Genomic DNA, 20,975 nt, shown 5'->3' on the forward strand with positions numbered 1-20,975 from the left:
AGCAGCAGGCGGGATGATGGCCGATTCGTTCATGACCCAAGTCAACCACCAACCACTGACATTCACTCAACAAATAGGGCCCAAATCGACCCCCACCAGAAAAAAATCTCAAAATTCTTTTCCAGCCGAGACTGACTAAAAACCCACTGAGGTCAGATCAGCGATTTCGTGTGCCACACGGTCTTGGTTTCGGTGAAAGCAGTGATGCGGGCGAGCGACGGGAGTGCTGCATCCGGGCCCGACTCGGGCGGGAGCACGCGCATCAGGGTCTCCGCGGCCGCGATCTGCAACGAGATCCAGTCGAGGTCGGATGCCCCCACCAGGTCGAGCGCATTCACATCGGCGTGCGATGCAAGCCAGGGCGCGATCTCGGCTGGCGAACCGGTGAGAATGTTGACAACTCCCCCGGGCACATCACTGGTGGCAAGTACCTCGGCGAGGCTGATGGCGGAGAGCGGCAGCCTCTGCGAGGCCACGACGACGACGGTGTTGCCGGCGACAAGAGCGGGGGCGACGGCACTCACGAACCCGACCAGGGACGAGTCTTGCGGTGCGATGATGGAGACGACACCGGTTGCCTCGGGCACCGAGATATTGAAGTACGGGCCTGAAACCGCGTTGGCATTGCCAGCAACCTGGGTGTATTTGTCGGCCCAACCGGCGTACCAGATCCAGCGGTCGATGGCCTCGTCAACCTGGGAGCCTGCGACCGACGGCGAGACACCCTCGGAGGCGACGATCTCGTCGATGAACTGGGCGCGACGGCCTTCGAGGAGTTCGGCGATGCGATAGAGCACCTGGCCGCGGTTGTAGCCGGTGGCATTCGACCAACCGGAGACGGCGCTACGGGCAGCGACGACGGCGTCGCGAGCGTCTTTACGGGAGGCCTGCGCGGCGTTGGCGAGAAAGCCGCCCGAGGCGTCGAGTATCTCGTAGACGCGGCCTGATTCGCTGCGCGGAAATTTGCCGCCGATGTAGAGCTTGTATGTTTTGGGCACGGCGAGTCGACTCATTTGTCAGCCCCTTCGAGAGCGGATGAGGTGGAAACAGGAAGGGCCGTCGGGCTTGACCCGAACGCGGCCGGGGCGAGGTAGGCAGCGAGACCCTGCTTGCCGCCTTCACGACCGTAGCCGCTCTCTTTGTAGCCTCCGAAGGGGCTCGAGGGGTCGAACTGGTTGAAGGTGTTGGCCCAGATGACGCCGGCGCGCAGTTTGTCGGCGACAGCGAGGATCTTGCTGCCCTTGTCGCTCCAGATGCCAGCCGAGAGGCCGTAGGGCGTGTTGTTCGCTTTGGCGATCGCCTCGGCCGGAGTGCGGAAGGAGAGAATCGACAGCACCGGCCCGAAGATCTCGTCGCGGGCGATACGCGAGCTGGTCGAGACGTTGGTGAAGATGGTGGGTGCGAACCAGAAGCCGTTCTCGGGCAGGTCGCAGGCGGGACTCCAGCGTTCGGCGCCTTCGGCCTCACCGATATCAGAGAGGGTGCGGATGCGCTGCAGTTGTTCTGCGGAGTTGATGGCCCCGACGTCGGTGTTCTTGTCGAGCGGGTCACCGACTCGCAGGGTGCCGAGGCGCGTCTTCAGGCGCTCGACGACCTCGTCGTGGATGTTCTCCTGCACCAGCAGCCGCGACCCTGCGCAGCAGACATGGCCCTGGTTGAAGAAGATGCCGCGCACGATGCCCTCGATAGCCTGATCGATGGGTGCGTCGTCGAAGACGATGTTGGCACCTTTACCACCGAGTTCGAGTGTGAGCTTCTTCGAGGTACCTGCGAGCGAACGAGCGATTTCGCGCCCGACCGAGGTCGAACCGGTGAAGGCGACCTTGTTCACATCGGGGTGGTTGACGAGGGCGCGACCGGTTTCACCGGCACCCGTGACGATGTTCACGACACCGGCCGGGAGCCCGGCCTGCTGCACGATCTCGGCGAAGAGCAGGGCCGTGAGCGGGGTGGTCTCGGCGGGCTTCAGCACGACGGTGTTGCCGGCGGCGAGGGCCGGCGCGATCTTCCAGGCCAGCATGAGCAGCGGAAAGTTCCACGGAATGACCTGGGCCGCAACACCGAGTGCGCGCGGGTTCGGCCCGACGCCGGCGTGGTCGAGCTTGTCGGCCCAGCCTGCGTAGTAGAAGAACCAGGCGGCGACGAGAGGAACGTCGACGTCGCGGCTCTCTTTGATCGGTTTGCCGTTGTCGAGGCTTTCGGCGACGGCGAGCTCGCGGGCACGCTCCTGCACGAGGCGGGCGATGCGAAAGAGGTACTTTCCGCGGTCACGACCCGAGAGACGCGACCACGTCGTGTCGTAGGCCGTACGGGCGGCTTTTACCGCGGCATCCACGTCGGCCGATGAGGCCTGGGCGATGGTCGCGATGTGCTTCTCGGTGGCGGGCGAGATGGTGGAGAAGGTGGGGTCGCTGCCAGCGACGAACTCACCGTTGATGAACAGCCCGTACTCCGACTGCAGGTTCAACAGCGCTGTCGACTCGGGCGCGGGGGCATATTCCAGAAATGACATGAGGGTAGTCTTTCGATTCGAAATTAGTCGATGGTGACGTAGTCAGCGCCGGAATAATGGCCAGATGCGAGCTTCTGGCGCTGCAACAGAACGTCGTTCAGCAGCGATGAGGCACCGAACCTGAATAGGTGCGGCTGCAACCATTCTTCGCCCGCAGTCTCTGCGACGGTGACGAGGTACTTGATGGCGTCTTTGGATGTTCGGATGCCGCCGGCCGGCTTCACGCCGATCTTCTCACCGGTGAGGCGGTGCCAGTCGCGAACGACTTCGAGCATGAGCAGTGTGACGGGAAGGGTGGCGGCGGGCGCGACCTTGCCCGTCGAAGTCTTGATGAAGTCTCCACCGGCGAGAATGGCGAGCCAGGATGCCCGGCGAACGTTGTCGTACGTGTTCAGTTCGCCGGTCTCGAGAATCACTTTGAGGTGCGCATAGCTGCCATCGACCCGGCGGCAGGCCTCTTTGACGGCGACGATCTCGTCGAAGACCTGGCCGTAGCGACCGGAGAGGAAGGCCCCGCGGTCGATGACCATATCGATCTCGTCTGCGCCCGCTGCGACGGCATCGGCCGTGTCGGCGAGTTTGACGGCGAGCGACGCGCGGCCGCTCGGGAAGGCGGTGGCGACGGCGGCCACGTTGATTCCGCCTTCGACGTTTTCTCCGTGAAAGACGCCGAGGGCCTCGACGGCGGCGGGAACCATGTCGCCGTACACGCAGACCGCGGCGACGCGGGGGCAGCTGAGGTCGCCGGCATCCGGAGTCAGGCCCTTCGCAACCAGCGAACGCACTTTGCCGGGGGTGTCTGCACCTTCGAGCGTGGTGAGGTCGATCAGCGAGATGATGCGATCGAGCGCCCAGGCCTTCGACATGGTCTTGATCGACCGAGAGCCGAGATCGGCTGCGCGTGCGTGCAGCCCGACCGCGTCGACCCCGGGGATACCAGCGAGATAGCGCTTGAGGCTCTGCTCGGTGAGTTCACCACCGAGCACTTCGACTGCCCGCGAAGCCGGGCTCACTGCGTGATCTTTGGTCACTGCACTATCTGGTCGCACTGCTTGCTCTGTGGTCACCGAACACCTGAATTTCTTTGTTGCTTGATTCTGTCAATTCTAGAAGCTGTGTGGGCGGAATGCCCGCGATGCCAGTCGTCTTCGAGCAGGTGCGGGCGTGCAACGATCGCGCCGACCACAACAATCACAGCGATGGTCGCCAGCAGGAAGGCGATGGGAGCTACCCAGCCACCAGTGAGCTGGTGGAGAAATCCCACGGCGAGGGGGCCGACGGCTCCGATCAGGTAGCCGAGGCCCTGAACGAAGCCGCTGAGAGCCACGGCGCCAGCCTGGCTTCTCGTGCGCAGGTTGATCAAGAGCAGCGAGAGCGGAAAGAGTAGCGGACCAGCCCCTGCCAGCGTCACCCATACCCACGGCAGAACGGCTGGTGCACACAACAGGCCGAGGTAGCCAACGACGTACAGTGCAACCCCGATCCAGATGAGCACGCCCACGTTCTTCACTCGAGTGGCGACGAGCGGCACCAAGAGTGAGGCGGGTATGCCGATTCCGGAATACAGCGAGAGCAGCGCCCCGGCAGCGGCGGGGGTCACACCGGCGGAGTCGACCAGAATCTGGGGCAGCCACGCGAACATGGCATAGACGTTCAGTGAGGTGATGCCGAACATGATGCCGAGCGACCACGCCACACGGGAGTGCCACGCGCGCCCCCGCGGCTCGGCCTCGGCGATGGCCGTCACGCTGTCGGCCCGCACTGCCTCTGGCACCGAACGGCGGTCGCGAACGATGAGCATGATCCACGGCAGAACGGCCACAAGGGTGAGCACGGCCCAGAGCCCGACCGAGACCCTCCACCCCGCCGCCTCGCTCATTGGCACTGCAACGAGAGGGGGAAACAGCGAGAAGAGCGAGAGCACGGTGGCGTACAGCGACGTCATCAATCCCACACGGTCGGGAAAGTACTTCTTGACCAGCGGCGGCAGAAGCACGTTGCCGATGCCCATCCCTGCGAAGACAACAGTGCTGCCGGCGACCAGTACGACGTACGATCCTGCGAGCGAACGAACAACATCGCCCACGAGAATGGCGAGAAGTGAGACGAGTACAAGCGATTCGATACGCATGTGACGTTGGAAAATCGGTGCGAGCAACCCGAACAGGGCGAAGCAGAGCGGAGGCAGGGTTCCCAGAACGCCGATGCTGAGGCTGTCGAGCGGAATGTCGACCGAAATCGCCGAGAAGATCGGAGACAGGGCGGCAACCGCGGTGCGGAGGTTGGCAGCCACCAGCAGAATGCCGAGCAGAGCAAGGGCGCGACCGGCCCAGAGCGGGACTGAAGTCGAACGTGGCACCTCGCCACCCATCGAGCCCGCTGCGGCGGGCACGCTCACGCGAGGCGCTTTCTGACCTGCTCGACGTCGTCGTTCATCTGCTCGATGAGCGGCTCGATGCCCGTGAACTTGACCATTCCGCGAATGCGATCGGCGAAAGAGATCAGCACGATGTGGCCATAGAGGTCGATGGTCTGATCGAGCACGAAGGCCTCGACCTGCTTCGGTGGTACCCCGTCGAACGTCGGGTTGCTGCCCACGGAGATGGCAGCCGGGTACCGCCGGTCACCGTCGGTCAGCCAGCCCGCGTAGACACCGTCGGCCGGAATGAGGCCCTCCGAACGCGGCGAGAGGTTCGCGGTGGGAAAACCGAGTTCTCTGCCCCGCTTGGCGCCGTGCACGACTTCACCCTGAATCGCCGGCGGATGCCCGAGCAACTGCGTCGCGCGAAGAACGTCGCCCTCACTCAGCAGCTCCCTGATCCACGTCGACGACACCCTGCGGTCTGACAGCGGTGCCACATCGTCGATGAGGCGCACCTCGAAGCCGAACTCGTCGCCGAGTTCCCGGAGGGTGTCAACGGTGCCCAGGCTTCGGTTTCCGAACCGAAAGTCGCCGCCCACGAGCACGGCTCTGGCGTGCAGTGCGCGAACGAGAATGTCTTCGGCGAACTGGCGCGGGCTCAGCGCGGCAAACGCCTGGTCGAAGGTGAGCATGAGTGCGGCATCCAGACCCGTGTCAGACAACAGGTCGAGCTTCTGCTCATTGCCGACCAGAGCGACGGGCGCGCGCTCGGGCGCAAGGAGGCGAAGCGGGTGCCGATCGAACGTCACAACCGTCGCCACCAGGTTGTCGGCGCGCGCGACCCGGAGGAGCTCATTGATGACGGCGCGGTGGCCTTCGTGCACGCCGTCGAATTTGCCGATGGTCACGGCGGAGGGCCCGAAGTCGGCAGGAACCCCGGCGAGAGACGTGAAGACCTTCACTACTTCGTTGCTCCGGTCTCGCTCTGTGCCGTTTCGTCTGCGGGCAGCTGAGACAGGGCGACCGGCTTGTGGGTGGCGAGCCAGATCATGCCGAGCACCGGGAGAACCAGCGGAACGAAGACGTAACCGACCCCGTAGTACGACCACACTGAGGCGTGGTTGAAGAGCTCAGGCTGCGTGACGCTGAGCGTGCCGACGACCAGCACGCCGAGCATCTCGAACGAGATGGTCACCCACGCCACGCGGTACCAGATCGCGCCCCGAGCAACGAGGGCGATCGTGGCGACGATGTAGACAACGGCTGACACGGCTGACAGGGAATATGCCACCGGGGCGTCGTTGAACTGGTGCAGAATCTGCACGACAGAGCGGCCGGTGGCCCCGAGCGCGAGAATGGCGTAGATGACCACGAGCACACGGCCGATACCGGCGATGCGGGGGCGTCTGGTGCGTTCGGGCGGCAGCGCGGATTCGGATTGTGTCGACATGTCACTGCCCAGTTTAGGCGTTTTGAACCAGCCAGATTTCGTTCATGCGAAACACCATCACGGCAATGGCGAGGCACGCAACACCGAGGATCACAGTGCTCCAGCGGGTGCGGTCGATCAGCGCCCAGAAGACGGCTGCGGCCGGCAGCAGCAGAGCAGAGACCATGTAGACGTAGAACTCGAGCAGGTCACCGCGCGGCTGGTTGCCCGCCGCGGGGGCGATGAGCGCCACCACGAACTGCACGACGAGCAGCAGTTCGACGACGGCTGTAGCGCCCAGCGTGTAGTCGTTCGGGGTGCGGCCGGTCAACCCCACGATGAGGCAGAGCACACCGGCGAGAATGGCGACGGCGATCTGGATGCTCGAGAACCAGTCGATCATGCGCTGGCCCCGAGGGTGCGGGCGGTGGCGGCCGCAGCTGGGGCGTCGGCGGCCATCGTGGGTGTTTCGGCGTCGGGGATGTCGGCATCGGGGATGGCGGCGTCGGACGCTTTAGTGGGTGCGTCTGCGACGGACTCGTCTGCGGTGTCGGTGGCCGGCAACGGCGCCGCATCACGGGCAAAGTTCACAAGAACGCGGCTCAGCCCACCGCGCAGTTCGAACAGGCCGATGAGGGCGCCGTCAGGGTCGATCGCCGCGATGGGCCCGCGTGCAGACGCCTCGGTGCCCGGTGCTGGGGGTGGCGGGTCGACCGCGATGCGCTTGCCGTCGCGCAGCTCAGACGCCTGGATCTCATCGAGCTGGACCGCGGGAAACAGCGCCCGGGCGGTGTCTGCGGGCGTCACGAGGTCGCGAGCAGGGTCGAGAACATCGAGCGTGTGCGCGTGAGCGACCTCGAACGGCCCGATGCGGGTGCGGCGGAGGGCCGTGAGGTGGCCGCCGACTCCGAGTGCGTCGCCGAGGTCGCGGGCGATGGCGCGAATGTAGGTTCCGGTTGAGCAGGTGATGCGGGCGGCCACGTCGAGCACGGCGTTGCCTTCGGCGTCGGTGCCGGGAGTGGCTGCCGAGACGTCGATGCTGGCGATGGTGACAGGGCGGGCATCCAGAACCACCGTCTCGCCCTCCCGAACCCGGGTGTAGGCGCGCTTGCCGTCGACCCTGATGGCGCTGACCGAGCTCGGGGTCTGCAGAATGTCGCCGGTGAGGGCAGCGAGACCGGCCGCGATCGTTTCGGGCTGAACCGCCTCGACGGCGCCGGCGGGGGCGGTGAAGATGGTCTCGCCCTCGGAGTCGTCGGTGGTCGTCGCGGCGCCGAGCCGGATGACGGCTTCGTACTCTTTGTCGAGGCCGACCACGTAGGTGAGCAGACGGGTCGAGTTGTTGAGCCCGAGCACGAGCAGGCCGGTGGCGAGGGGATCGAGGGTGCCGGCATGGCCGACTTTGCGCGTGCCGGCGAGTTTGCGGGTGCGGGCGACCACGTCGTGACTGGTGATGCCCTGCGGTTTGTCGACGAGAACGATTCCGCTCTGGGTCAGGCCGCGGCGGGCCTGGCTCGCGCGCGGTTGGCCCTTGGTGGTCGCGCCGGTGTGGATCTGGCCCATCAGCAGCGGTCGGCGAAGACGCGCACCGGATGCTCTTCGTCGGTCACAGAGATGATGGCATCGGCCGCGACACGAGGCGCTACGGCTGCCGCATAGAGCTCGTGGGCTGCACCGAGTTGCCCGTCGAGCAGGGCAAGTGGAGCCTCGAGAAAGGCGACGAAGTTGGCGACGCCGCGAAGTTCGGGCCGCTGCAGAAAGGGCCCGTCGACGATGAGAATAGCGTCGGCTGGCGCGGTGACCCAGCGCGACTCGACGGGTGCGTCACGGGATTCGTCGAAGCTGGCCGTGACGAACCCGGTGCTGCCGCCCATGCGGAACGGCTGCACGAGCACGCGGAGGAACGAGGCGTAGTCGTACCGGTCGAAGTAGTAGCCCTCCGGCGAGTCGGCACCGCGCTGCTGGCGGCTCTCCCGGGGCAGCAGGAAGTCGTCGAGGCTTGCGCGAACGACGGCGTGGCCCGAGGCGCGAAAGGAGGCGGCCAGGTCGTCGGCGAAGGCGCGGGCGCCGAGCGCACCGTCGATGCCGACGAGCGGGCGGCCGCGGCCGTAATTGTGGGCGATCTCGGTGGCGAGGGCATCGACGAGTTCGTTGCGTGGCGTGGGCGGGTAGAGCATGACTCCAGTTTACGGGTGGGGGGTGACAGTCGGCGAGGGTGGCCGCGAGTGCGCGGGCGGCGAGCATCCGGGCGCGACAGCGTAGATTAAAGAGGATGAGCACGGCACACCCGCACCCCGCGATCGCACCCGCGCTGATCGGGTGGTTCGCCGAGAACGCCCGCGACCTGCCGTGGCGCCGGCCCGGGTTCACAGCCTGGGGCACGCTGGTGAGCGAGTTCATGCTGCAGCAGACGCCGGTGTCGCGCGTGATTCCGCGGCTCGACGAATGGCTCGCACGCTGGCCAACCCCGGCTGCGCTGGCGGCCGACTCGCCCGGTGACGCCGTGCGGGCGTGGCAGTCACTCGGCTATCCGCGCCGCGCCCTGTGGTTGCACGCGACAGCCGTGGCGATCGTCGAGCGGCACGGCGGCGTGGTTCCGCGGGAGGTGGATGCCCTGCTCGCCCTCCCCGGCGTCGGCGACTACACCGCCCGGGCCGTCGCGGCCTTCGCGTACGGCGAGCGTCACCCGGTGGTCGACACGAACATCCGGAGGGTGATCGCGCGCGCGGTGGCCGGTCAGGCCGAGCCCGCGCCGCCGAGCATCCGGCGCGACCTGGCGGCAATGAGCCAGCTGCTGCCCGACGAGAAGGTGGCCGCGCGGAGTTTCAACGCGGCGATCATGGAGCTCGGTGCGACGGTCTGCACCGCACGGGCGCCCCGCTGCGAGGCGTGCCCGATCAGTGAGTACTGCGAGTGGAGGGGCGCAGGGTTTCCGGGGTACGACGGGCCGCGGAAGGCCGTGCAGAAGAAGTACGAGGGGTCGGATCGTCAGGTGCGGGGGCTCATTCTCGCGGCGCTGCGGGCGGCGCCCGATGCTGCGGCACCGCACGCTCTGGCACCCGGCACCCGACCGCCAGAACCTCCCCGGCCCGGCCCTACCTCCCGCCACGGCAGTGTCACCGCCGCCGACATCGCTGCGCTCTGGCCCGACGACGAACAACGCGACCGCGCTCTCGCCGGGCTCGTCAGCGACGGGCTCGCCGCCGTGACCGCCACTGGATACGCGCTACCGTAGAAGCCGACCACCGTGTCGACAACAGGGGGAACATGCAGATCGCACTCGTCGGAGCCGGCGCCATCGGGGGCAGCATCGCTGCTTCGCTCAACCGCAGCGGCCACGATGTCGAGCTGGCCGCGCGCGGCGAACACCTGGCCGCAATTCGTGAGTCGGGCATCCGGCTGACCGGCGCCTGGGGCACCCACACGGCCCTCGTCACCGCGAACGAGACCCTCACGAGGCGCCCCGAACTGGCGCTCGTCTGCACGAAGGCTCAGGATGCCCGGTCGGCCATCGAGGCGAACCGCGAGTTTCTCACCGGTCTGCCCGTGGTCATCGTACAGAACGGCCTCGAGGCGCTTGCGACGGCCCGCGCCGCCCTCCCCGACGCAGACTGGATCGGCGGCCTCGCCCTCTACGCCGCCAGCTACCTCTCGGCCGGTGAGATAACCGTCACAACGTCGGGCCCCACCCTTCTCGGCAGCGGAGACGGCCCACCCACCGCGGCCACCGTCGCGGCCGCTGGCGTGCTCGCCGAGTCGGTGCCGGCGCAGGCCATCAGCAACTTCACGGGCGCGCAATGGAGCAAGCTCATCGTGAACCAGGTCAACGCAATGCCCGCCATCACGGGGCTCAGCGTGCAGGAGACCATCGCGAATGCCGAACTCCGCGCCATCATCACCGCCGGAATGCGCGAAGCCGTGCGGGTGGGGCGCGCGAGCGGCGTGCGCTTCGAGAAAGTGCAGGGCCTCAGCAGCGCGATGCTCCGGGTCTTCACGTCGGTGCCCGCGACGCTGGCCGAGCAGCTTCCGCTGCTGATGGCGCGTCGCATGGGCGACACTCCGAACCCGGGGTCGACGCTGCAGAGCATCCGGCGCGGGCAGCTGACCGAGGTCGACTACCTCAACGGTGCAGTTGTGGCCGAGGCCGCTGCCGCCGGCGTGAATGCCCCCATCAACGCCGCTCTCACCGAAATGGTGCACGGGGTTGAGGCGTCGCACCACTTCATGACACCCGGCGCCGTGGCGCGGGCCGTCGATCTCGCCGCGGAGAAGCGGGGCTAGACGCCCTTGGCCGGTTCGGCCTCGTGGTTCTCGGCGTCTTCATCAGCGTCGTCGGCAGTGCCAGCGTCATCGTCGTCGTCGTCATCGTCGTCATCGTCGAAGTCGTCTTCGTCGGCGATGACGCGCGGCTTCACGTACGGGTCGGCGTCGCCGGCGTACGTGCCCGTGCGGGCGAGCGACTCGACCTCAGCGTCGCGCGTGCGGGCCTCGGTGAGCAGCGAGTCGATGAGCTTCGCGTTCTCGGGGATGCCATCCGCGATGAATTCGAGCGACGGGGTGAGCCGCGAGGTGATGTTCTTGCCCACCTCGGTGCGCAGCATGCCGGTGGCTGATTTGAGGGCGGCGGCACTGTCGGCACGCTCTTCGTTAGTGCCGTACACCGTGTAGAAGATGGAGGCGTGCTGCAGGTCGCCAGTGACGCGAACGTCGGTGATGGTCACGAAACCCATGCGCGGGTCTTTGACTCCGCGTTCGAGCTTCTTGGCCACGATGACTTTGATGCGGTCTGCGAGCTTACGCGCGCGGGCTTCGTCAACCATGATGTGCTTCTTTCCGTAGTAAAGCGAAGGGCGGGGCATCCTGAACCCAGGACGCCCCGCCATCACACAGCAACCGCTAGGTACGCGGCTTCTCTTTCAGTTCGATCGTCTCGATCTCGTCGCCGATCTGGATGTCGTTGAACTTGCCGAGGCCGATACCAGCCTCGAAGTCTGTACGAACCTCGGTGACGTCGTCTTTGAAGCGACGCAGCGACTCGATGGCCAGGCTGTCTCCGACCACAACGCCGTCGCGAATGACTCGCGCCTTGGCGTTGCGGGTGATGGTACCCGAGCGAACGATGACACCGGCGATGTTTCCGAACTTGGAGGAGCGGAAAATCTCGCGGATCTCGGCAACACCCGACTGAACCTCTTCGAACTCGGGCTTGAGCATGCCCTTGAGCGAGTTCTCGATGTCTTCGAGTGCGTTGTAGATGACCGAGTAGAAGCGCACGTCGACACCCTCACGGGCCGCACGTTCGCGGGCCTTCGGGTCGGGGCGCACGTTGAACCCGATGATGATCGCGTTGTCGATCGTCGCCAGGTCGACGTCGGATGCCGTGACGGCACCGACACCACGGTGGATGATGCGCAGCTGCACGCTGTCGTCGACCTCGATCTTGAGCAGCGACTCCTCGAGTGCTTCGACAGCACCCGAGACGTCACCCTTGATGATGAGGTTGAGCGACTCGACCTTGCCCTCTTCGAGTGCCTTGGTGAAGTCTTCGAGCGAGATGCGCTTGCGGGCACGGGCCAGCAACGCGTTCCGCTCGACGGCTTCACGCTTCTCAGCGATCTGGCGGGCGGTGCGGTCTTCTTCGATGACGAGGAACGTGTCACCGGCGCGAGGCACCGACGACAGACCCTGCACCTGAACGGGGCGGGAAGGCGTTGCGGCAAGAACCGCGACACCGTTCTCGTCGTGCATGGCACGAACGCGGCCGTAGGCGGTACCGGCGACGATCGCGTCGCCGACCTGCAGCGTTCCCGACTGGATGAGCACGGTTGCGACCGCACCACGACCCTTGTCGAGCTTCGCTTCGATGGCCACACCGCGGGCGTCTTTGTTCGGGTTCGCCCGCAGGTCGAGGCCGGCGTCTGCGGTGAGCAGAACGGCGTCGAGCAGCTTGTCGATGTTGACGTTGTTGCGAGCAGAAACGTCGACGAACATGACGTCTCCGCCGTACTCCTCGGCAACCAGGCCGAACTCGGTGAGCTGCTGGCGCACCTTGGCCGGGTTGGCCCCGGGTACGTCGATCTTGTTCACCGCCACGACGATGGGCACGCCCGCCGCCTGTGCGTGGTTCAGTGCCTCAATGGTCTGGGGCATGATGCCGTCGTCTGCCGCCACCACGAGAACCGCGATGTCGGTGACCTGCGCACCACGGGCACGCATGGCGGTGAACGCCTCGTGGCCCGGTGTGTCGATGAAGGTGATGGCGCGTTCGATGCCCTCGTGCTCGGTGACGACCTGGTAGGCACCGATGTGCTGGGTGATGCCACCTGCTTCACCGGCGACGACGTTCGCGTTGCGAATGGCATCGAGGAGGCGGGTCTTACCGTGGTCGACGTGACCCATGACGGTGACGACGGGCGGGCGGATCTCGAGGTCTTCCTCCGTCTCTTCGGCGAGTTCTTCGTCGAGGTCGATGTCGAACCCGAGCAGCAGCTCGCGGTCTTCGTCTTCGGGCGAGACCATCTGGATCTTGTAGCCCAGCTCTTCGCCGAGCACACCGAAGGTGGCCTCGTCGAGAGACTCGGTCGCCGTGGCCATCTCACCGAGGTGAAAGAGCACGGTGACCAGGTTGCCGGGGCTGGCGTCGATCTTGTCGGCGAAGTCGGTGATGGAGGCACCGCGGCGCAGGCGCACCACGGTCGACCCGTCGCCGCGGGGCACACTGACGCCACCGAGCGAGGGCGCTTCCCTCAGTTCGAATTCAGCTCTCTTCGTACGCTTCGACTTGCGCGCCTTGGCACGCCCGCCACCACGACCGAAGGCACCTGCGGTACCACCACCGGGGCCACGGCCACGGCCGCCGGCACCCGCTGCGGGGCGGGGAGCCCCGAACGTGTTGCCGGGAGCAGCACCCGGAGTACCACCGGGACGGAACCCGCCGGCACCAGCCGGACGAGCGCCACCGGCACCACCGGGGCGGAAGCCGCCGGCACCGGCCGGGCGTGCACCGAAGCCGCCCGGGCGGTTGCCCTGGCCTGCTCCGCCGGGGCGCGGGGCGCCGGGGCGAGGTGCACCCGGGCGGGGAGCACCGGGGCGAGGAATGTTGCTGGGGGTTGTCGAGCCGCCCGCAGCCGGAGCACCGGGGCGAGGCGCAGCTGCGCCACCGGCCTGCATGCCCTGCTGGCTGGCGAACGGGTTGTTGCCGGGGCGAGGAGCGCCGGGGCGCTGCATTCCCTGGCTCGACGCGAAGGGGTTGTTGCCGGGGCGAGGCGCGCCTGCTGGGCGGGGAATACTGCCCGGGCGAGGCGCCGAGCCGTCACCCGACGACGCGGCTGCCGACGAACCCGTGCTGGCAGTGCCGGGTGCCGAAGCAGACGTAGACGACGTGCCGGAGGGCGACGCCGTGGCCGGTGATGCAGACGTAGCACTGCCCTGCGTTGCAGGAGCGCTGGGCGTCGACGACGCCGGTCTGGCTGCTGCAGAGGGTGCAGCGCTGGGTGTCGAACCGGCCGCAGAGGCGGGCGTCGACGACGCGGGTGCACTCGGTGCCGCCGAAGCGGGCGAGGGCACAGCCGACGGTGAGGAAGCGGCCGACGTTGCGGGAACGGCCGTCGTTGATGACGGGGTGGGTGCCGATGCCTGTGCGGCGGCCGCGGGGGCGGGTGCCTTCGGTGCTGCCGGGCCCGGGCGGGTGCCGGGGCGCGCGGTGGTGGCCGCAGCGGCGGCGGGTGCACTCGCACCGCTGGTGCTCGCACCAGCAGTCGCCTTTGCGGCGTTGCTTTCGGCCTGCAGCGCCTCTTTCAGGCGGCGGGCGACGGGGGGTTCAATGCTCGACGACGGGCCTTTGACGAATTGGCCCATTTCTTTGAGCTTCGCCAGGGCGACCTTGCTGTCGACGCCGAGTTCGCTTGCGATCTCGTGTACGCGTGGTTTTGCCACAATTCTCCTTGTTCGGGCCGGCTCCCGAAAAGGGGCAGGCCTTAGCTACGTGCGGGACTCATTTCGAGCCGCTCATTAGTTGTTGCTCATTAGTTCTTCACAGTTTTTTTACTCGCGGTTTCTGTTGGCGAATTAGTCAGGAGGCCAGGCCGGTGAGTCTGGCACCCAGTGCTGCCGTTTCAAGAGGTGTCTCCGTGCGAAGCGCCCGCCCGAAGGCCCGGCGCTTCACCGCTTTCTGAAAACACTCCACACTCGGATGCAGGTACGCACCGCGCCCCGGCAGAACCGCCGCCTCATCGGCAACGATTTCGAGATTCTGGGCGACGACCCTGAGAAGGGAAGACTTTTCGGCACGCGCTCGGCAACCGACGCACGTTCTAACAGGTTTCATTCTAGCACCGCCAATTTTCGCCACGCCGGTATCGACGTGGTTACCGGATGCTCGTTCTAGTCATCCTCGAGAATCGAGTCGGGCTGAATGTCGATCTTCGCGCCCGTGAGCTTCGCGGCGAGGCGGGCGTTCTGGCCCTCCTTGCCGATGGCGAGCGAGAGCTGGTAGTCAGGAACCAGTGCCCGAACGGCTTTCAGCGACGCATCGATGACAAACGAGCTGGTCACCTTGGCCGGCGACAGGGCGTTCGCCACGAACGTGGGCAGGTCTTCCGAGTAGTCGACGATGTCGATCTTCTCGTTGCCCAGCTCGTTCGTGACCGCGCGCACCCGCTGGCCGAGTTCGCCGATGCAGGCACCCTTGGCGTTGATGCCGGGTTCGGTTGCCCGAACGGCGATCTTGGTACGGTGGCCGGCTTCGCGGGCGAGCGACACGATCTCGACGCTGCCGCTGGCGATCTCGGGCACCTCGAGTGCGAACAGCTTGCGTACGAGCGAGGGGTGCGTGCGCGAGACGGTGATCTGCGGGCCTTTGAGGCCCCGCGTCACGGCGGTGACATAGACGCGGATGCGGTTTCCGTGCGCGTAGACCTCGCCCGCGACCTGCTCTTCGGGAGGCATGATGGCCTCGACCGTTCCGAGGTCGACGTGAATCATGCGGGGGTTCGGCCCCTGCTGGATGACCCCGGCGACGATGTCACCCTCACGACCCTTGAACTCACCGAGAACGGCGTCGTCGGCGATGTCGCGCAGGCGCTGGTTGATGACCTGCTTGGCCGCGAAGGCCGCGATGCGACCGAAGTCGCTCGGGTTGTCGATGCTCTCACCGATGACGATTCCCTCGTCGTCGAGCTCGGGCACGAAGATGCTGACGTGCCCGTTCTTGCGGTCGAGGTGCACGCGCGCCTTGGGTGCGTCGCCGGCACCGTCTGCGTGCGGTGCTGAGCTGTGCGGTGCTGAGGCGTGCGGTGCTGAGGCGTGCGGTGCTGAGGCGTGCCCGGCTCCACCCTGCGGCGAAGCGCTGTGCTCACCCTGGCCAGTGTGCTTCAGGTAGGCGGTGAGAATCGCCTGTTCGATGATCTGCACGAGCTCTTCGAAAGGAATTTCGCGTTCGCGTTCCAAGAGCTTGAGCACGCTGAGGTCGATATCCACGGCCGGCCTCCTTCATTCTGTGTTCAAGTTTTGCCGCGGCACGGTGGCGCGCGGTCCAGCTAAATAGAATACCAGAGACGGAGCTGTTCGAGTCCTTCGTCGAGGCTCACCGTCGGGGCCCACTCGAGGGAACGCTGTGTTCTGCGCTGGTCGTACCAGTGCGAGGTCGAGAGCTGCTCTGCCAGAAAACGAGTCATCGGCGGTTCGTCGGCGTGTTGCCGCACCGCCCACGCCTTCTCAATCACTCCCCCGGCAGCTCGGGCGGCCCCCGCCGAGACGCTCCAGCGTGGCCCGGGCACACCCGCGGCCCGGCAGATGGCGCCCAGCAGATCGGCTACCGTGCGCGGCTCGCCATTCGTCACCACGAACGACTGGCCGTGAACCACGTCGGCCCGGCCGAGTGCCGCCACGATCGCCCCGGCCGCGTTGTCGACGAACGTCGTGTCGATGAGCGCGAGCCCCCCGTTCAGCAGCGGGAGCCTGCCCCGCCGGGACCGCTCCACCACTCGCTCGATGAGCTGCGTGTCGCCCGGCCCCCACACAATGTGGGGGCGCACGGCGACAACGCTGAACCCGGGAGCATCCGCGCCCAACGCCAGAACCTCGGCCTGCGCCTTCGTTCGGGCGTACTCACCGCGTGCCCGAACGGGGTCGGCCGGCAGGGCGTCGTCGCCGGCGATCGACATGCCGGCGTGCGCGACAGACGGCGACGACACGAAGACGAACCGCGTCACGCCGGAGTTCTGCGCCTCACGGAGCAACGTTCTCGTGCCCCCGACGTTCACCGCCTCGAAATCAGCACGGTCACCCGTGAACGAGACTTTCGCGGCCAGGTGAATCACTGCATCCATGCCCCCGGATGCCCGCCGAACCGCACTCGCATCGGTCACTGAACCGCGGTGGTCTTCTACCCCGGCCAGCCCAGAGGGGCCTCGCTGAAAGGTTCGTACCTCGTGGCCGAGACGCAGGGCTTCGTTCGCCACGCATCTGCCGAGCATCCCGCTCGCCCCGGTCACAAGTACCTTCACGGGCGTCGCCGCGCGCCGCCCGCGAGCACTCCGGCGGCCCAGATGCCGAGCGCGCCGCGGTCGATCTTCGAGTTGTGACGCACATCGGTTGGCAGTTCGCGCACCACCAGCACAGCAGCGACGGGGAGGCCTGTCGCCTGGCGCACCGCGGCGGTCAGCGCGGTCGGTGCCAGTGCGACTCCCGGCGCGAACGGCCCGCGGCCGAACACCCGCGGCGTCGCAGAGACCACCCGCGGCTCGGCATCGCGTGCCGCGCCGTCACCGAAGGCCGCATCGGAGCCGATGCCGAGAGTGCCAGCGGCAGCAGTCGGGTCGATCTCGACGACCGCCACGACCTGCGCGGTTCCACGGGGGCCCACACCCACAATGGCCGCGCGGCGCACACCGGGCAGCCGTTCGATGCACTGCTCGGGTCCCACCGGGGTGAGCACGCCGTCGGCCGTGACGATGACGTGCGGCAGTCGGCCCTCGACCCAGAGCCGGCCCTTCGGGTCAAGGTGCCCCACGTCACCCGTGCGGTGCCAGCGGGGGCTGCGAGGAGTTCGATCGCGGCGCGACTCGCGCTCGGTCGCCCACAGCTGGTCGTAGTGGTCTTTGAGGTGTGCGGCCGCGACCACGATCTCGCCGGTGACGTGCGGCTCCAGCGTGAGGGCGCCGCTCGCCGAACCCTCGGCATCGAGCGCGCTGATGCGAATCTCGACCCCGTTCACCGGCAGGCCAACACAGACTCCGCCCGGCGCTCGACGCGGCGCTTCAGGGAGGTGGGTCGCTTCTGCAGCGGCCAGGGCATCCAGTTCGGCCGCCCGAATGCCGCCGAGCGTGATGTCGGTCATCAACAGTCCCTCGGTCATGCCGTACGGGGTATGGATGCTCGCCTCGGGTACCAGCGCCTGAACCCGTTCGAGCAGCGGCACCGGCAGCGGAGCCCCCGCCGACAGCAGGGTCTGCACGCGCCCGAGTGCACGGCGCCCTTTCAGCGAGAGCTCGGCCGAGGTGGCGAGCACATTGGTCAACGCGGCCGGAGATGCGAAGACGACCGTGGCATCGACCGCGAGGGCTGCCTCGGCCACCGCGGTCGCGGTGAGGGTCTTGGGCGACGTCACATCCATGTCGGGCGTGACCGACGTCGCGCCGAGCGCCGGACCGAGCAGTGCGAACGGCGCGAACCCGGCGACCAGGCCCGTACCGACGCCCACGCCGAAGCGGATGCGCAACACCTCGACGAGCGCGCTCAGCTGCCGGTGCGTGTAAACGACACCCTTCGCGGGGCCGGTCGACCCCGAGGTGAACAGAATGGCCGCCACGTCGTCGGCGACGGGTGCGGGGTGCACCGCCTCTGCAGCGAATGACTGTCGGCCGAGCCGCGCCACGTTGCCGAGCGAGTGGCTCACGCGGAGGGCGGCAGCGATCGGGGGCGGCAGACGCTTCGCGGAGATCTTCTGGCCCGGCCAGCCGAGCGTGCGGGCCGCGGCGAGGGCCGTTTCGATTCCGATGATGTGGTCGGGGTGGGCGCCGCGAACCGCGCGGCCGAGGCCTTTCAGCCCGAGGCCGGCATCGGCGACGACGATCACGGCGCCGATGCGAAGGCAGGCGTAGACGACCGCGGTCAGGTCTGCGCCGGGCGGAACCAGCAGCGACACGCGGTCGCCCTTCGCCACTCCGATGGAGACCAATCCCGCCGCGAGCTCGTTGACGCGCTGCGCCAGCAGCCTCCAGCTCACGACGCGCGCGCCGTGCGTGACCGCCATTCCTCGCGCGCCCAGCGTGTCCGCGACGCTCCGCGCTTCTTCGGCACTGCCAGCTTCTCGCGCATTGCCGGCCCCGCCACGCGGAGCCATCTCGACAACGGCCGTCGCCTCCGCGGCCGATCCCGCCGCCAGTTCGTCAATCGTCGTCCACAGCGGCCGCCACTCCCCCGCTCCGCCGTCCCCGACCCATCCACTCGGCGAAGCCATCCGCGTCGGCGCGGGGCGCTGGAGCGAAGTGGTCGGAGAGCCACTGCAGGAGGAGGGGGGCGTAGGCGATGTCTTCGCCGACGAGGTGCCCGGCGGACTCGAAGCGGGTCACATCGGCGTGCGGCAGCCGGGCGACGAGGTCGCCGAGGTAGCGGTCGCTGAAGACAGGGTCACGCGGGCCCCAGATCATGGTCGCCGGCACGCGGAGCTTTGCGACACCCGCCGACACCCGAGCGAGCTCGGCGAAACTCGGGTGCGACGCGTCGACCGGAATGTCGGCCACGAATGCCCCGATGCCCTCGCGCCGCGAAGCGCTCCGGTACGGCGACCGGAACGCATGCCGCACGTCGGCGTCGAGCGACGGATGCGCGATTGCCAGCGTGGTGTCGAGAAAACCTGTCGTTCGCACGGTGCTGAGATCGAGCATCCCGTGTCGCAGTACGAGCCGTAACGCAGCGGGCAGCGGGGCGTTCGACGGCTGGTGCACGGCGGTGTTGAGCAGCATGACGCCGGCCAATGACTCCGGATGATCGACGGCCCAGCCGAGCGAGACAACCCCGCCCCAGTCGTGGCCGAGTGTCACCACGGGGCCGTCGACCCCCAGGGCTTCGGTCAGCGCACCGAGATCACGGATTCGCCGGCGCAACCCCCGCATCTCGCCGCTTCGCTCGGAGAACCCCATCTCGAGCTGGTCGACCGCGATGACCCGCCACACGGGCGCACCAGTCAGGCCAAGCGCACCGGCAGCACCCTCGACCCCGGCAGTACCATCGAACCCGGAAGCACCGGCCGAACCATCAGCACCGGCAGAATCAGCATCGGCCGCATCCGTCGCAGCCGCCAGCAGTGCCCGCCAGAGGTACGACCACGTGGGGTTGCCGTGCACACACAGAATCGTTCCGGTGGGCTCGACCCCCAGCTCGGCGAGCCGAGCAGCGTTGTCGAGCAAGTGCCACGTGCGCGGCACACCGTCACCGTCAGGCGCTGTGACCAGCCTCGACCAGCTCGCGTCGAGCCCCGGCAGCCCGGCGGGCGGCAGTGTGGCCGCGAACCGATGACCGCGTGCGCTCACTACCAGACGATCTCGGTCATGGCCGTGTTGATGCCCGAGCCGACCCCCATGCAGAGGATGCGTTCGCCCTTCACGAGCTTCGACGCCTCGAGGGCGAGGGTCATCGGCAGCGATGCCGGGCCCACGTTGCCGAGCTCGGGGTAGGTCAGCGGAATACGCCGACGGTCGAGCTTGGCGGCCTTCACGATGGAGTCGGTGTGCACATCAGAGACCTGGTGCAGGATGTAGCGATCCATCTTCTGCCAGTCCCACGAGCCTTTGGCTTCTTTCCAGGCCTCGACCACCAGCGCCATGCCGCCCGCGAGCAGCTCCTTGGTGTGGGTGAACATGCCGTCTTTGTCGCCGACGCAGAGCAGGTGGTGCTCGGTGCCGGCCCGCGAGATGCCGCCCATGATGCGGTGGCCTTCGGGGTGAGCATCCGCCGGGCCGAGCACGGCAGCGGCTGCCCCCGAACCCAGAGTGAGCGAGGCGAATTCGTTCACGAAGTCTTTGCGGGAGACGCCGGGCTGCGACAGCCGGGCGATGGTGTTGGCCTGGATCTCGCCCGAGTCTTCACCGTCGACGATGACGGCGTACTTGATCTGGCCCGAGTCGATCATCTGCGATGCCAGGGTCATGCCGTTCACGAACCCGAGGCAGGCGTTCGTGATGTCGAAGTTCATGGCCGACGAGGGCAGCCCGAGGGCGTGATGGATGCCCACCGCCACCGATGGCTCCAAGTGCTTGCGCGTCACCGAGGTGTTGATCAGCAGACCCACGTCTTTGGGGTCGACGTTCGCTTCTGCGAGGGCGTCTTTGGCGGCCAGGGCCGCAGCGCCGTCGAAGGTGGTCTCGTCGTCCCAGTTGCGCCGGGAGATGACCCCGGCCACGCGCTGCAGCAGGCCCGTGGGCAGTCGCAGCCGGGTGAGGGCCTCGCCCAGTCGAATGTCGATCTCTTCAGACGTCACCACGAGGGGCGCGAGCCGCGCCTTCACCGCAAGCAGAGCGGAATTCTGATGCCGGAAGGTGGCATTGGAGTTAGTCAAGGGAGTCCTTCATGAGCCTGGTGCAGCCACTACATGCCTGCGCATCGATCAAGTCTAGGTTGAGGTTGATGGGAGTTCGCCCGCGGGGGCTGCCACCTCGATTCGAGATGGCAAC

The 20,975-nt window shown here is 67.3% G+C and carries 17 protein-coding genes and 1 pseudogene; 2 read left to right on the forward strand and 16 right to left on the reverse strand.

What is annotated here, in order from left to right:
- Positions 1-152: 152 nt before the first annotated feature.
- From QN358_RS15815 to QN358_RS15855, 9 genes are read right to left on the reverse strand one after another with little or no spacing between them, the layout of a single operon-like run.
- On the reverse strand, positions 153-1,013 hold the full coding sequence (locus tag QN358_RS15815) for an aldehyde dehydrogenase family protein (RefSeq protein WP_323512927.1): 861 nt from the start codon (positions 1,011-1,013) through the stop codon (positions 153-155).
- Entirely contained in the window at positions 1,010-2,512 is a 1,503-nt protein-coding gene (locus tag QN358_RS15820; RefSeq protein WP_136643440.1) for an aldehyde dehydrogenase family protein, read from the reverse strand. The genes QN358_RS15815 and QN358_RS15820 overlap by 4 nt, the downstream gene beginning before the upstream one ends.
- A gap of 23 nt (positions 2,513-2,535) precedes the next feature.
- Positions 2,536-3,525, reverse strand: coding sequence for a deoxyribose-phosphate aldolase (deoC, locus tag QN358_RS15825; RefSeq protein WP_323512928.1), 990 nt, complete (start codon positions 3,523-3,525; stop codon positions 2,536-2,538).
- 50 nt (positions 3,526-3,575) lie between these two features.
- The gene (locus QN358_RS15830) at positions 3,576-4,910 is read right to left on the reverse strand and encodes a CynX/NimT family MFS transporter (protein ID WP_323512929.1); all 1,335 of its coding nucleotides are present in this window, start codon (positions 4,908-4,910) and stop codon (positions 3,576-3,578) included.
- On the reverse strand, positions 4,907-5,836 hold the full coding sequence (locus QN358_RS15835; RefSeq protein ID WP_323512930.1) for a bifunctional riboflavin kinase/FAD synthetase: 930 nt from the start codon (positions 5,834-5,836) through the stop codon (positions 4,907-4,909). Before QN358_RS15835 ends, QN358_RS15830 begins: the two co-directional genes overlap by 4 nt.
- On the reverse strand, positions 5,836-6,324 hold the full coding sequence (locus QN358_RS15840) for a hypothetical protein (RefSeq protein WP_136643443.1): 489 nt from the start codon (positions 6,322-6,324) through the stop codon (positions 5,836-5,838). Before QN358_RS15840 ends, QN358_RS15835 begins: the two co-directional genes overlap by 1 nt.
- A 13-nt stretch (positions 6,325-6,337) precedes the next feature.
- Positions 6,338-6,706, reverse strand: a complete 369-nt coding sequence (locus tag QN358_RS15845; RefSeq protein WP_323512931.1) for a hypothetical protein — start codon at positions 6,704-6,706, stop codon at positions 6,338-6,340.
- Positions 6,703-7,866: a tRNA pseudouridine(55) synthase TruB gene (gene truB / locus QN358_RS15850; protein ID WP_323512932.1), complete on the reverse strand. Its 1,164-nt coding sequence runs from the start codon at positions 7,864-7,866 to the stop codon at positions 6,703-6,705. The genes QN358_RS15845 and truB overlap by 4 nt, the downstream gene beginning before the upstream one ends.
- On the reverse strand, positions 7,866-8,480 hold the full coding sequence (locus tag QN358_RS15855; RefSeq protein WP_136643445.1) for a hypothetical protein: 615 nt from the start codon (positions 8,478-8,480) through the stop codon (positions 7,866-7,868). The genes truB and QN358_RS15855 overlap by 1 nt, the downstream gene beginning before the upstream one ends.
- A 95-nt stretch (positions 8,481-8,575) precedes the next feature.
- Between QN358_RS15855 and QN358_RS15860 the strand changes: the two genes are divergently transcribed.
- Together QN358_RS15860 and QN358_RS15865 are read left to right on the forward strand one after the other, a co-directional pair.
- Positions 8,576-9,538, forward strand: coding sequence for an A/G-specific adenine glycosylase (locus QN358_RS15860; protein ID WP_136643446.1), 963 nt, complete (start codon positions 8,576-8,578; stop codon positions 9,536-9,538).
- A gap of 32 nt (positions 9,539-9,570) precedes the next feature.
- Positions 9,571-10,584: a ketopantoate reductase family protein gene (locus tag QN358_RS15865; RefSeq protein ID WP_136643447.1), complete on the forward strand. Its 1,014-nt coding sequence runs from the start codon at positions 9,571-9,573 to the stop codon at positions 10,582-10,584.
- Here QN358_RS15865 and rbfA read toward each other — a convergent pair.
- The 7 genes and pseudogenes from rbfA to QN358_RS15905 form a co-directional block, all read right to left on the reverse strand.
- Complete coding sequence (gene rbfA, locus QN358_RS15870; protein ID WP_323512933.1) at positions 10,581-11,123, reverse strand: 30S ribosome-binding factor RbfA; 543 nt, start codon at positions 11,121-11,123, stop codon at positions 10,581-10,583. The genes QN358_RS15865 and rbfA overlap by 4 nt on opposite strands.
- Before the next feature lie 76 nt (positions 11,124-11,199).
- Positions 11,200-14,238 carry a translation initiation factor IF-2 gene (gene infB, locus QN358_RS15875; protein ID WP_136643449.1) on the reverse strand — a complete coding sequence of 1,013 codons (3,039 nt, stop codon included), beginning with the start codon at positions 14,236-14,238 and terminating at the stop codon, positions 11,200-11,202.
- A gap of 136 nt (positions 14,239-14,374) precedes the next feature.
- Entirely contained in the window at positions 14,375-14,629 is a 255-nt protein-coding gene (locus QN358_RS15880) for a YlxR family protein (RefSeq protein ID WP_136643450.1), read from the reverse strand.
- A gap of 56 nt (positions 14,630-14,685) precedes the next feature.
- On the reverse strand, positions 14,686-15,780 hold the full coding sequence (gene nusA / locus QN358_RS15885; RefSeq protein ID WP_323512934.1) for a transcription termination factor NusA: 1,095 nt from the start codon (positions 15,778-15,780) through the stop codon (positions 14,686-14,688).
- 59 nt (positions 15,781-15,839) lie between these two features.
- Complete coding sequence (locus QN358_RS15890) at positions 15,840-16,808, reverse strand: NAD-dependent epimerase/dehydratase family protein (RefSeq protein WP_323512935.1); 969 nt, start codon at positions 16,806-16,808, stop codon at positions 15,840-15,842.
- Positions 16,805-19,757: pseudogene (locus QN358_RS15895) on the reverse strand (alpha/beta fold hydrolase). The gene QN358_RS15890 and the pseudogene QN358_RS15895 overlap by 4 nt, the downstream one beginning before the upstream one ends.
- 77 nt (positions 19,758-19,834) lie before the next feature.
- On the reverse strand, positions 19,835-20,860 hold the full coding sequence (locus QN358_RS15905; RefSeq protein WP_136643454.1) for a 3-oxoacyl-ACP synthase III: 1,026 nt from the start codon (positions 20,858-20,860) through the stop codon (positions 19,835-19,837).
- Positions 20,861-20,975 lie beyond the last annotated feature (115 nt).

Origin of the sequence: Subtercola sp. RTI3 (assembly GCF_035018625.1) — a bacterium.
GTDB lineage: Bacteria > Actinomycetota > Actinomycetes > Actinomycetales > Microbacteriaceae > Subtercola > Subtercola vilae.

Coding starts and splice junctions, on each gene's coding strand:
- QN358_RS15815 (WP_323512927.1), bottom strand. CDS start 1,013: ATGAGTCGACTCGCCGTGCCCAAAACATACAAGCTCTACATCGGCGGC.
- QN358_RS15820 (WP_136643440.1), bottom strand. CDS start 2,512: ATGTCATTTCTGGAATATGCCCCCGCGCCCGAGTCGACAGCGCTGTTG.
- QN358_RS15840 (WP_136643443.1), bottom strand. CDS start 6,324: ATGTCGACACAATCCGAATCCGCGCTGCCGCCCGAACGCACCAGACGC.
- QN358_RS15845 (WP_323512931.1), bottom strand. CDS start 6,706: ATGATCGACTGGTTCTCGAGCATCCAGATCGCCGTCGCCATTCTCGCC.
- truB (WP_323512932.1), bottom strand. CDS start 7,866: ATGGGCCAGATCCACACCGGCGCGACCACCAAGGGCCAACCGCGCGCG.
- QN358_RS15855 (WP_136643445.1), bottom strand. CDS start 8,480: ATGCTCTACCCGCCCACGCCACGCAACGAACTCGTCGATGCCCTCGCC.
- QN358_RS15860 (WP_136643446.1), top strand. CDS start 8,576: ATGAGCACGGCACACCCGCACCCCGCGATCGCACCCGCGCTGATCGGG.
- QN358_RS15865 (WP_136643447.1), top strand. CDS start 9,571: ATGCAGATCGCACTCGTCGGAGCCGGCGCCATCGGGGGCAGCATCGCT.
- rbfA (WP_323512933.1), bottom strand. CDS start 11,123: ATGGTTGACGAAGCCCGCGCGCGTAAGCTCGCAGACCGCATCAAAGTC.
- QN358_RS15880 (WP_136643450.1), bottom strand. CDS start 14,629: ATGAAACCTGTTAGAACGTGCGTCGGTTGCCGAGCGCGTGCCGAAAAG.